Origin of the sequence: Pedobacter sp. (assembly GCF_040513095.1) — a bacterium.
Lineage (GTDB): Bacteria > Bacteroidota > Bacteroidia > Sphingobacteriales > Sphingobacteriaceae > Pedobacter.
On record NZ_JBEVDX010000148.1, the window covers coordinates 1 to 11,892 of the forward strand.

General features: G+C 41.9%; 16 protein-coding genes. 7 read left to right on the top strand and 9 right to left on the bottom strand.

The annotated features are described in order from the left end of the window. The coding region (locus ABWY16_RS16765; RefSeq protein ID WP_353905807.1) for a PPC domain-containing DNA-binding protein at window positions 1–347 on the bottom strand (347 nt) is incomplete at its 3' end. 270 nt (window positions 348–617) lie between these two features. Between ABWY16_RS16765 and ABWY16_RS16770 the strand changes: the two genes are divergently transcribed. The 4 genes from ABWY16_RS16770 to ABWY16_RS16785 all read left to right on the top strand — a co-directional run bounded on the left by ABWY16_RS16770 (window position 618) and on the right by ABWY16_RS16785 (window position 3,474). Further along, window positions 618–1,208 (top strand): YdeI/OmpD-associated family protein, encoded by a 591-nt coding sequence (locus tag ABWY16_RS16770; protein ID WP_353905808.1) that lies wholly within the window; start codon window positions 618–620, stop codon window positions 1,206–1,208. Between the two features lie 35 nt (window positions 1,209–1,243). Beyond that, on the top strand, window positions 1,244–2,245 hold the full coding sequence (locus ABWY16_RS16775) for a Gfo/Idh/MocA family protein (RefSeq protein WP_353905809.1): 1,002 nt from the start codon (window positions 1,244–1,246) through the stop codon (window positions 2,243–2,245). A 214-nt stretch (window positions 2,246–2,459) separates the two neighbouring features. Beyond that, entirely contained in the window at window positions 2,460–2,873 is a 414-nt protein-coding gene (locus tag ABWY16_RS16780; RefSeq protein WP_353905810.1) for an ester cyclase, read from the top strand. 169 nt (window positions 2,874–3,042) lie between these two features. Then, complete coding sequence (locus ABWY16_RS16785) at window positions 3,043–3,474, top strand: tetratricopeptide repeat protein (RefSeq protein WP_353905811.1); 432 nt, start codon at window positions 3,043–3,045, stop codon at window positions 3,472–3,474. Between the two features lie 212 nt (window positions 3,475–3,686). Here ABWY16_RS16785 and ABWY16_RS16790 read toward each other — a convergent pair whose 3' ends face one another. Further along, window positions 3,687–4,154 (bottom strand): OmpA family protein, encoded by a 468-nt coding sequence (locus ABWY16_RS16790; RefSeq protein ID WP_353905812.1) that lies wholly within the window; start codon window positions 4,152–4,154, stop codon window positions 3,687–3,689. A gap of 221 nt (window positions 4,155–4,375) precedes the next feature. Between ABWY16_RS16790 and ABWY16_RS16795 the strand changes: the two genes are divergently transcribed. From ABWY16_RS16795 to ABWY16_RS16805, 3 genes are all read left to right on the top strand, one after another. Beyond that, window positions 4,376–4,822: a hypothetical protein gene (locus ABWY16_RS16795; protein WP_353905813.1), complete on the top strand. Its 447-nt coding sequence runs from the start codon at window positions 4,376–4,378 to the stop codon at window positions 4,820–4,822. Between the two features lie 226 nt (window positions 4,823–5,048). Further along, window positions 5,049–6,485 carry an ankyrin repeat domain-containing protein gene (locus ABWY16_RS16800; RefSeq protein ID WP_353905814.1) on the top strand — a complete coding sequence of 479 codons (1,437 nt, stop codon included), beginning with the start codon at window positions 5,049–5,051 and terminating at the stop codon, window positions 6,483–6,485. A gap of 10 nt (window positions 6,486–6,495) precedes the next feature. Continuing rightward, entirely contained in the window at window positions 6,496–7,473 is a 978-nt protein-coding gene (locus ABWY16_RS16805) for an ankyrin repeat domain-containing protein (protein ID WP_353905815.1), read from the top strand. A gap of 25 nt (window positions 7,474–7,498) precedes the next feature. Here the strand turns inward: ABWY16_RS16805 and ABWY16_RS16810 are convergent, their stop codons facing one another. The 7 genes from ABWY16_RS16810 to ABWY16_RS16840 all read right to left on the bottom strand — a co-directional run. Then, window positions 7,499–7,795 carry a hypothetical protein gene (locus ABWY16_RS16810; RefSeq protein WP_353905816.1) on the bottom strand — a complete coding sequence of 99 codons (297 nt, stop codon included), beginning with the start codon at window positions 7,793–7,795 and terminating at the stop codon, window positions 7,499–7,501. Between the two features lie 235 nt (window positions 7,796–8,030). Then, window positions 8,031–8,159: a hypothetical protein gene (locus tag ABWY16_RS16815; protein ID WP_353905817.1), complete on the bottom strand. Its 129-nt coding sequence runs from the start codon at window positions 8,157–8,159 to the stop codon at window positions 8,031–8,033. Between the two features lie 41 nt (window positions 8,160–8,200). Further along, window positions 8,201–8,407: a hypothetical protein gene (locus ABWY16_RS16820; protein ID WP_353905818.1), complete on the bottom strand. Its 207-nt coding sequence runs from the start codon at window positions 8,405–8,407 to the stop codon at window positions 8,201–8,203. A 75-nt stretch (window positions 8,408–8,482) separates the two neighbouring features. Beyond that, the gene (locus ABWY16_RS16825; RefSeq protein ID WP_353905819.1) at window positions 8,483–9,148 is read right to left on the bottom strand and encodes a response regulator; all 666 of its coding nucleotides are present in this window, start codon (window positions 9,146–9,148) and stop codon (window positions 8,483–8,485) included. A gap of 15 nt (window positions 9,149–9,163) precedes the next feature. Next, complete coding sequence (locus ABWY16_RS16830) at window positions 9,164–10,807, bottom strand: tetratricopeptide repeat-containing sensor histidine kinase (protein WP_353905820.1); 1,644 nt, start codon at window positions 10,805–10,807, stop codon at window positions 9,164–9,166. A 181-nt stretch (window positions 10,808–10,988) separates the two neighbouring features. Further along, a complete protein-coding gene (locus ABWY16_RS16835; protein ID WP_353905821.1) occupies window positions 10,989–11,216 on the bottom strand; it encodes a SpoIIAA family protein in 228 nt (75 codons plus the stop codon). A gap of 180 nt (window positions 11,217–11,396) precedes the next feature. Continuing rightward, window positions 11,397–11,892: SIMPL domain-containing protein (locus ABWY16_RS16840; protein ID WP_353905822.1), on the bottom strand; the 496-nt coding region annotated here is incomplete at its 5' end.

Here is an 11,892-nt window from a genome sequence, read left to right on the forward strand (position 1 = left end):
TCAGTCACCACTCCGTGAACATGTAATGAAGGAGCCCCATTATCCCAGGCGATAGATCCTGTCATGCTGGCCATTTCTACTGCTTTAAAATCCTTCGGATTGTATTGTTTAGTCTTGAAATCAAAAAAACCAAAACGTGCATTTACAAAACCCATTCCGGCGAAATTAGCTGAGGGAATTCTTTCTGTGAGGGCCATTTTCTCAATCTGCCTGAAAACATCATCACCCTGGCGAAGAACCATCAGGTAGCCTGAAGATGTCTTGATATAACGGGCTGTATCCACAGTTTGAGCAGAAGTCCTGAACATATATGCAACGAAAAATAGAATGATGTAGTAAGTTTTCATATCCGAGTTTATTGTTTGAGAATACAACAATCTGTTAGCTTGATAGTTTATGGGTAATATGTTATCTCAGCAGGCTTTGATGTTTTTTGAAAAACATCCTGGCAGGAAGTCTATTGTCTGTAAGGCCAGTATAATGGCGGAATATAATTCCAAATGAAATGATTTGCTTTTTTTGAAGCTGATGACATACAGTTGTCACCAATTCATTTTTTCTTTGCAATCTGATGCAGGGCCGATCTGGCTCCTGTAAATAACGTAATGACAGGAGATATGAAATCCGGAAAACAAGAACCTGAATTGTTTTGCCCCGAAAGCAGGGAAGAATGGCGGGAATGGTTGCATTTTAATCATGAGCTGAAACAGTTTGTATGGCTGGTTTATTATAAAAAAAAAGCCGGAAAAAAAACACTGAAATGGACTGAAGCTGTAGATGAAGCGTTGTGCTATGGCTGGATTGATAGTATAAGCAAGCCTATTGACAATGAAAAATACATGCAGTTCTTTAGCAAAAGAAAAGCAAACAGTACCTGGTCTAAAATCAACAAAGACAAAATAGAGCGCCTTCATTTCTCTGGTTTAATTGCCCCTGCAGGACTTAAATGTATAGAAATTGCAAAGCAAAATGGTTCCTGGCAGATTCTGGATGAGGTAGAGAACCTGATTATACCTGCAGACTTAGCATCGGCTTTAGCAACTGCGCCAGATGCTGAAGCCTATTTTTCGCGATTAAGCAAATCAGTAACAAAAGCTATATTACAATGGATTGTATTGGCTAGACGTCCGGAAACCAGGTCAAACCGCATTGCTGCAGTTCTCCAGTTTACTACTGATAAAAATGTACCAAAGCAGTTCCGGCCATAAGAATCAATTTTGTTTCATTACCTTCGGTTCTGACTATGAATAATATTGTATCTCAGGCGAATTCTCCGGTAAAAAAGATCAGATGGGGCATCATCGGATGTGGTGCGATCTCAGAAAGATTTATGCAGGGCTTATCAGCTGTCCCGGATACAGAAATCATCGTTGCCTGGTCGCGGAGGCCGGAATCTGTAAAATCTTTTTGCGATAAGTATGGGGCTAAGGCTTGCCTGGATGCTGACGAACTTTTAGCTTCAGATATCGACGCCGTTTACATAGCTACCTTGCCCGATAGTCACTCGCAATATAGTATTGCCGCACTGCGGGCGGGGAAGAGTGTGCTCTGCGAAAAGCCTGCCTGCATTAATCTCAGTGATCTGGAGATGGTGCTGCAGGAAGCGGAGAAAAGTAATCTCTTGTTTATGGAAGCAATGAAGACACCATTCTTTCCGCTTTACAGAAAACTCAAAGCGCATTTAAAAGATGATCCAATTGGTGAAACGGGATATTTGCGTGCTGGCTCATCGGTTATTGGTGTAAACGATAACCATCCCAGTTTAAGTCATGATCTAGCTGGCGGCAGCATTATGGGTATTGGAGTCTATGAAGCTTTCCTGGCCGCTGACTGGCTCGGGGGAGCCGAAGCCGTCCAGGCAATGGGCAACATTGGGGCTACAGGTGTTGACATGTTTTCCGTCTTTCAGACCCGGCATGATAAAGGATTTGGACAATTCTACACCGGATTTGAGGTTTATGGTAAAGGCGATGCGCTCATTTGTGGCAGTAAAGGTCATGTGACCATACATCACAGTTGGTGGAATCCTGTTTCCGCAACCATAGAATATTCAGATGGTCGGGTGGTTGAACTACACGAACCCTTCGCAGCCGGCGGACTCAATTATGAAATCGCACATTTCTGTGAATTGCTCAACGAGGGCCAGCTTGAAAGCCCTGTAGTCAGTCATGATATATCCCGGATGACGATTGGATTGCTGGATAAGGTTCGTGCGCAGGTAGGTTTAAAATTTAAAGGAGAATAACCTATATGTACCCCCCGATATTGACCAACTGATTTCTAAAGAGTGGTTGGCAAAGAATCCAATACATCGCTCTCAGAGCGCATAATAGCAGTAAAGAATTTTACTGTAACAAGGGTGCTGAAATTCCAGTTTGTGCAATTCGCAGCGAACAATCGGCTCATTTTACTGTTCCAATTCAGAACAAGCATTATAACATATTGTAATCACCTATAAAATGAGTAAAGAAACGAACATAGCCGCACAGAAAAAATTCGGGGAAGCAGTCAATTCTGCCAATTATGAAATCTTTAAAGAACTTGTTGCAGCAGATTCTGTAGATCATGATCCGGCACCAGGACAAGTGCCAGGTCCGGATGGCTACGCAGAATTTTTTGGCATGATGCGTACCGCGTTCCCGGATATGAAACTTGAAGTTGAGCAGTTATCCGCAGATGAAGACACCGTGTCTTTTGCTTACCGCGTGACCGGAACACATGAAGGAGATTTCATGGGAAATTCAGCAAGCGGAAAGCCGATCAATATTCGCGGAATGCAAATCAGCAAATTCAGAGAGGGCAAAATGGTTGAACGTTGGGGAAGCTCTGATGAACTTGGTATTTTAAAGCAAATAGGTGCAATAGCCAGCTAATTACAAGGAAAGAGATTTCAGTATAAACTGGAATCTCTTTCGCTCTAAGCCAACAGCGTATCTCATTCACTTGAAACTTTGCCCTAGCTTATAAATGCAGAGCCTGTAAATCACCTTTGAACTACACAGTTCGAGCATTCATAGCTTCATTTTGTTCTTATCTCATTAAATGTCAGGAAAGCAAAACATAAAGTCCAAACAGCAGTTCGACTCTGCACTTGCCCTTGAAAAATCTGGGGATACACAAGGTGCACTGACTCTCTATGCGAAATCCGTGAAAACCGATCCTTCCAACTCCCATGCCTGGAACAGGCAAATGATACTCTACCGGAAAAACAAATCAAAGGAAGAAGAGGTAAAACTAATTCATACCGCTATTAGCCAATACCAAAGCGCTGCACAATCCAGGCAGCAGGAATGGCTAACAGAAAACAGGCAAAAAGCAGATAGTACACGGGAACTCGCCGACTTACTTGGAATGCTTGAGCCAAGCGGACTTCCAAAAAAATACGATAAGATCCTGGAGCAATGGCAAACCAGGTTGTACCTGCTGGAATACCGGATCAAAAGTTCGAGGAAAAAGAAGAAACGTTCCAAATAATCTGGCAGCGGGAAAGTTTCAGCAATGATAAATAATCATACTATAAAATTTGTGGATAAGTACGGCGTTTAGTGCCTGGTTGCTTAGATAATATCAATGGAGGACTACAACTTTCCAATGGAGTGATCCCATTGAAATATACTAGTCAAATGGTTAAAATATCAAATAGCCCTGCTATAAGCAGGGCCGGTTCTTTCAAATCAAAAGATTTCTTAGTTGATTTTTTTCAATTCAATCTCAACTCTTCTGTTCTTCTGGCGTCCTGCCGCAGTGCTGTTTGTAGCAATAGGCACGGTACTGCCATAGGGTGTAGTAATGATTCTGTTTTCCTTTACACCTTTGCTTACAAGATAGTCCTTGACACTAATGGCCCTTTTATCGGAAAGCACCCAATTGTACTTATACCTGCCCCTTGAGTCGGCATGGCCTCTGACAGATACAGCATAGTTATCCTCCCTTATGGTCTTAGCCAGTTCATCTAAATTGCTATAATAGGCATCCCTGATCGAAGGTTTATCTGTATCGTACTCCAGTTTTTTGGTGAGGGCAGCGACTGGTAAAGCTCTTTTTGCAGAAGCAGCAACTTTTGGGTCCTTAGACAGTACAGAGCTACTGCCGGCTGTTGTCAATCCGATGATGAATAGTACTGTCAGGACCGATGTTAGACTTTTATGTTTCATAAAATTTAAAATTATATCTTTAATTTGTTAATTGAGGGCAGAACATACTGATCTATAAATAGTTTAGCTTTAAACAACAGGGTTTTGCGAATGATATCTTTTTGAGTGACCGTATCTCACTATGAACAAACAGAGTCTTGTATTAATGATTAAACATCTTGCCGGTGTCAGTGTTATGCGATTAGCCAATTGTAAAGATTCACCCTGACTGGTATAGATTTATGAAGAAATTTTTATGTTTATTCTTTTTGTCAGCATTTGTTTTAAAGGCTTCTGCGCAAAATGAACCGGCAACCATTCAGACCTTACCGGTGCGAACGGGTCAGCATTCCTTCACCATTCAGTGGATTACTTTTGACAGGGGGAAAAATACAGGAAAAGTAATGATCCGGGCACTTGGAGATAATGAATACAGCATCGAAGGTGAGCAAAGGAACAAAACTAAAAACGACTACGTAACTATAAAAGGCACTTTCCTGGCTAAAGGGCGGGAACTTAAGTTTAACGGTAAGATTGTATCCCGCATTTCTTATATTAATAATGGAAAACCCTGCGAAAGTGCAGGGCTTGCTATTTTTAAAGCTTCAGGCAAACGGAAATACTGGCGCTTACAGCAGATGCTCAATTGTGATGGCAACTCCACTGATTACATTGACATATTCTTTTGATCACGCTAAACATTGTATGCCTGAATGCATAAACTTGTCTTAACAATTTGCGCATTTCCCTGTTATAAAGAATATGGAAAAAATTTATGCCATAAAAAAGGTGACCCATGCCCTGGTTTATCGCCGGAGAATACCGTTGACGTTTATGTTGCGGGGCAATGGCGCATCGCAATTTTAAGCGAGAAAATGTAAAGCTGAATTCCTTGAAAATTGCTAACGTAAAAGAATGACTACACAATTCGAAAAAATCAAAGACAACTATCAGCGTAATATGTTTGCATCGCCAGCTGAAAGGGTTGATATATTAAGCCTGTATAAACAATTGCCATCTCTTGATATTGCAAGTGACTACGAAGAGAACCTATACCATTTGGCTGCAAGGTTTATTGATGCAGATGCCATTCACTTTTTAAGACAGGCAGGCCTGAAGCCTTCCCCAGACAAATATGGAAATACTCCCCTACATGCACTGACAAATACCAGGTTTGACTTTGACGACCCGAAGCTGGAAGAAAAGGCTGGAGAAATGTACAATACTGCTAAGGCACTGTTGGATACAGGCGTAAATCCAAAAAAGAAAAATGATTCTGGCAGGCTTGCTTATTTTGAGGCAGGTCTTCTTTATATGTACCCCTTCCTGCAAGCTATGGGCGAAGCAGGAGTAAAAATGGACGTTACCGAATCAGGTGGAATGAACCTCCTGCATACAATATGCGACAAACTCGCTAACAGAAAGGATATACGCGGGGCAATACCAGCAGCAATGAAAACTGTCAGTGTACTGGTAGAAAAAGGAGGAATTGATCTGGAGGACAAAGATGTTTTCGACCTTACTCCACTTACCTATGCCCAGCGAAGTGGTGTGAAAGAAGTTGCAGCTATACTTACAGGTAATGAAGGAGACATTGCAACCGGTGGCATGACTATCCATGAGGCGGTCTTAAATCGGGACATTGCAGCCATAGAGGCTTTGATCAAATCTGGTACAGATCTGAATGCAGTTGACGACAAATACCGCCGTACAGCACTGATGCTGGCTTGCGAGTATCCCTCGGCTCCGGCAGTCAAATTACTAGCTGAAGGAGCTGCAGATGTAAACTTTAAGACAGGCAGCGGGGAAACAGCTGCCTTTTTTCTCATTGCTAAAGCGATCACTAATTTTGGACGTGGAATCAGTCAGGATTTAAAAGACATAGTGAAAATGCTGCGCACATTACTGGCGAACGGATTGGATGTCAATGCTACGGCTGACAATGATGGCAACACACTCCTGAACCTTGTTTGTCAGGCTAATTACCTTGCAGATCTGAATACTACTTTGGCGGAGGAACTCATCGATTCTGGTGCGAAGATTGATTTGCCCAACCTCGCAGGAAAAACACCGTTGATGTCATTTGCAGAGCGGGGTAATGAAATGAAATACAATATCGGCGAGCTCTTGCTGGACAATAATGCAGACGCTGCTTATACAGATCAGCAGGGAAATACGGCTTTGATGTATGCCGCCGGCAATACCGACCACATGTCTGGTAAAAGGATTGTATCGCTTATCTTAGATAAAGATACTTCAAGCCTGGAGCAGGTAAATAACGCCGGACAGACCGCAATGGATATAGCTATACAGCAAAACAACGAAGCAGTGGTTAAACAATTAATGAGATAAGCACTCAACTATGGATAATATGTTTTTGAATGCGTGTAAGAATGCACAGAAAGGGATAGTACAAGCCTTCCTTAAAAAAGGAGGTATCAATATTAATAAACGCGACAGCATGGGCAATACACCACTGTATTATGCTTCGGCTAAAGCGGCCAGAGATATTGTAAAACTTTTACTTGATGCGGGTGCTGATGCAAACCTGGCAAACAACATCAGCGAAGGACCACTGCACGTTGCCGCCCGAAGCAGCAATAAAGATATCATCAGCTTGCTCAAAGAAGCAGGCGGGGATATCAATGCCTCAAACAATAATGGGCAAACTCCCCTGTTTTACGCAGTACTGGCCAGTAAAACAGAAACAGCTTTGTACCTGATTTCCCTTGGTGCAGATCCTTCGGTTAAGGATAACGCCGGCTTTAATGTACTTGATCATGCAACTGCTAATGGTCTGCGCGATTTAATTTCGACTATAGCTCAGGGAACTGTTGCACAAAAAGACAATCATGGCAATACGCCACTGCACCAGGCAGTAAATAATAACCGAAGTGAGACTGTACAAGTGTTGCTGCAGACCGATAAATCTAATGTTAACGAGCTGAATAACGATGGAATGACCGCGTTGGTACTGGCTGTATACAACTCCAACATCCACCTGACTGACCTGTTGTTAAAAAATGGTGCGAATGTCAACCTGCCGTTGTTAAGTGGAAATTCGGCCCTGCATTATGCCGCCGGAATAGGAAACCATCATATAGGCAGATTGCTTCTGGATGCTGGAGCTGAAGTCAATTCCAGAAATAGTTATAGCGAAAGTCCTTTGATTATTGCTGCTCAATGTGGGTTCAATGACTTTACGGCAATGCTGATTGAAAAGGGAGCAGACGTTAACGCTGTGAATAATGAAAGCCGCAGTGCGATGGATTTTGCCAGTGAGCGTGGTTTCACAGAGATCCTGGAACAGCTGCTGATGGCAGGTGCAGACGGGAAATAATCCATTCCCGCCGCAGCCTTAAGTATTATTTATTTTTGAATTCAGTGAGTTTGGCAAGAAGTGGTCCTTTGTGTTCTAGGGTAAAAGAAACAAACTTTTCCTCTTTGATAGCTAAACGTACCATCATTGGTAGCCAGGGGTAGATCTTGTGCGCCAGGGCTTCAATTGTTTCGTCGTTTTCAGCAGCAGCGAGTGCTTTATCAGCATACGGTTCTATTGTTGGCCAGTGTTCTTTTATTACGGGCTCCAGAGCACCCATTATTTTTCCTGAGATTTCGCTATTATCAGCGCTATTGTTTTTACCTGTAAGAGATGACAGCATTTGATTTGGTTTATAGTTTGAATTGGGTCTTGCAAACGGCACCGTTTGTTATTTATACTACAATCAAACAACGTTACAGTTTTCGATATTTGCAATGATCCGTCCCGCCCATTCTCAGTTCTGCCACTCCAATCCATCCTGATGTATTCCATAAATAACATCCGAACGAATTGGGGGCGGCGAACTACTTACACACCAAAATTGAGAGCATTGATATATATATTTTCAGGCAAATTTAAAAGGGATAACCCAGATGATTGCCATGTACCTCCATTGAATCATCTGCGGCCATGGAAAAGATCCACCAGATGAAGATCAGCAGGGCAAGGAATAGAAATAGCTTTAAAACTGTCGACCTTTTCACTGCAGGATTATAAAACACAGGATAATATACATCTCAGATCCTTAACTGGTATGGCACAGGTATGAGCAAATCTTACACCCGTTTGAAGTGGCATATACTTCTCTGGCAGCATATACTGCCCCTACACAATTGTAAAATTCTCCAAGATAGGTTCTGTTTTCCAGGCTGGGAAGATCTGCACAATCCTCACGGTGTACCTCATAATCGCGGTTACCTTGCGGATTTTTATTGACATAGTACTTTTGCATATCCTCGTTTTACAGTTTGGTCTCACAAAAATACCGCCTTGAAGAACCACGTTTTTACGGGTAGCCGTAAAAGAATTAAATAATCTTATTGTCTTTGCAGTAAGCAATGAGTTGTTCATTGCTGGAGATATTGAGGGATGTTTTGATTGCATTGAGACGTTTTTCCACACTGCTCAGACCGGAAGGTTTGATGTTCTTTTGCAGCAGATAGGAAGGGATAGTTTTTTGCGGCACGCCATTACATAGCAGGGTGATGATTTCAATGTCAACAGTTTTAAAATCATAAGAGTTTTCTATTCTCTTTTTATGCATTAAATCTGCCGAACGGTATTTTTTGTTGTGGTAAACGGCATCTATCGCCCTGCGCAGATCTTCTGCATCATACCGGGCTTTACGCACAAAAGCATCAATATTGAGGTCGTCAAACAGCTCATCCACCAGATTGATATTGTTCTCAAGAGAGAATACAATAATCTTTAAGCCGGGCTGAACCAAGCGTACTGCTTTGATCAGTTCTTTACCGCTGTTGATCTGCTGTTTGTTGCTGTCTTCATCAAAAGAAAGATCGGTAATCAATAAATCGAATGGTATTTCCAGACGAATACCAGCCTTGACAAGTTCTAGTGCATCATCGCAGTAATACCTGAAATCCCGCTGTGGAATGCCGAGATCATCCAGGGTCTTGCGTACCGAAATACTGGTGTGCTCGTGGTCTTCTGCTATGAGTACTTTTTTGAACATTCTTCTCAGTCTTTTTTAAGCAACGGGAAATAGAATAGTGATCTCGAGTCCTCTTTCCAGTATGCGCTCAAAAGTAATAGTACCACCGATACTATTCATACGGTTTTCCGTATTTTGCAAACCATTCTTTGCTGCGGCCTGCTGCATTCCTACACCGTTGTCAGAATATAAGAGTTTTATGCAGGAGTCGTCCCGCTGCAGCTTGACAACTACGGTTTGTGCCTTGCTGTGTTTTTTCATGTTAGTCATCAGTTCCTGCATCACTATCAGGAGTTCGGATTTTGATACTTTTGCTATATCATTCCAGATCTCCGGATCATTACCTACGATCAGGACTTCGGTACTTGCAGAAGAATAAGATTGCAGCATTTTGGAGAGTGTCTCCGCATAATTGCCTTCATCACCGGTATCCTTTGTCTCGTAAGAAATATCTCTTGAAGTATCATAAAGTGCTTCGAGTTTATCCAGCAGAAGATCCCTGTTAAATTCAGTGGTATTTTCTACTTCGGACATGAGATGATAAACTTTATTGGCAACCCTGTCATGGATCTTCTTTACGTACTTGAGCTCAGTGTTCTTGATTTCAAGTTCCTTTTCCTGCTGCATGATCTTTTTTCGTTTCCTGTACCAGAAGAAAGCTCCGGCCAGGCAGATAACTAAGGCAGCAAGAATAAAATTCTGGATCAAAAGGCTGTTCCTCCTGCGTTCATTTTCTGCCTGCGCAGTTAATGCCTCAGCCTTGTGTTTTTCAGTTTCATACCTGATAAGTGCAAACTGGTTTTTATCATTCCATCTGGTGGTTTGTATACTATCATCCAGCTGACGAAAAATCCTGAAGTACTTTTTCGCTTCGGCAGCGGGGCTCAGTGTAATTAACTCCTTCATGGCACTAATCTGATCGTCCGGACTATGAATGGATTTACTGAGTATGTATCTTTTTTTAGCGTAAAATAAGGCAGAGTCAGGTGATTTCTGATGATAATACTCTGCAAGATGGGTATAACTGGAATTCTGACCCCAAAAATCATTTTCTTTAACACGGATACGCAGCGCCCTTAAGTATTCGGGCACAGGATTATAGCCAGAGCTCTGCAACCATCTGGTGTGGGAATAATTTGTTAATGCCCTTGAATAATGGAACTTATAACCTTCGGTACGCCCTAGAATTGACCGGTAGATTTTCAGGGCGGCATCATAATCCTCCATCTCTTTATATGCAGTAGCTTTATTGTTCTGCGCAATCAGGATATTCAAAGAATCGCTGGAGAATTTAATTGCAAGATCATAAAATTTAATAGCCCTCTCAAAATCTCGCAAATCGTAAGTCGCCTCCCCAAGATTATTGTAATTTGAACATATATAAACAAATTGAGCCTCCTCCTGCTGATCAAAGTAAGGTATAGCTTTAAGTGCCAGTTCCTGCGAGCCAAAATAATCGCCTTTATTGATGGCGATCATACTCATATTAACCAGGCATTTCGCTGCGCCAAGACTATCTTTTTGCTGCATGAACTGGTCCTTGGCTTTGTTAAAATAATAATAGGCACTATCATTATTTCCTTTATCCCGGTATTCGAATGCCTGGTCGTAGAAAATATTATCCTTCTTCTTTTCTTTATTCGCCTGATCTTTGCAGGCGGAAAATAGAATTATAATCAACAAGAGCAAACTGACAGATTTCAAGCGGTAATTTTTTTACCAAATTAAAGAATAAATTTGGCGTTTTCGTCAAGAAATTGCAGTTATTCAATTTAGATCAAATTGACATGATTCAGGATCTTCCTCATGACTGAGAATAGCGCGACAAATCATGTCAGTGATTGAAAATATTTTGAAATACCTATTCAGATTTAAGGCTGACCCAACTTATGGCTTTATCAAGTTCCGCCAGTTCAAATCCTTTTGCTTCACCCGGTGTAACATAGCTAAAGAGGTCAGTGGATGTTTCAACCGCCTTTTGATCAGTAACGATAGCCATTTTTTTCCAATGAGTCAGGTGTTTAATACCCGCAACCAAATCTTTCCACCAGGCTCCCGCTGTGAAATTTTCCACCTGGGTTTCAAGCACCAGCAAATAGTAGATCTCTCCATACTGGTCTGCCAGGCTACCTCGCCATTGGCACGGAGGCCCAAAACATAATTTGGAAGGTTGTCAATTTTTGTTAACATAGGATACAGTTTTATAATAAAAACAACCTAAAGCCATGATGGTTTTTGGGTTTATGGGTAATGGTTAGTGCCGGCCCCCTTAATCCGCCCTAAACTCCATTTTAATCGTAATGGATCCTGTCTTGTATTTATTGGAGGTATTAAATGCACCTCCATAGCTGTAGTCTTCATTGCTGTTTTTGCCGGTGATCTGAAAAATACCCATGGTAGCCTTTTTCAATTCACCCAGTGAGCTGCCTGCATTTTTCGCAATGGTTTCAGCACGCGAACGTGCATCGGCGCTTGCCTTACCCAGCAGTTCCATTTTTACCTGGCTCAGCTTTGTATTGTAAAACATAGGGGCCGAAGAGTTAAACTCTATCCCACTTTGTATGAGCTCAGCGGCTTCACGTGAGATTTGATCTACCTTGTCTACTTCATTGGACTCTATTTTAACCGACTGCGTTAAATTGTATCCCGTAAATTCCTGGGACGTGTACTGTCCGTTTGCATTGGTCTGCTGCGTAAATTCTTTGTTGATAGACACTGATGAAAACACCATATTTCCGGCGGAAATTCCTTTTTTAAGCAGGTAA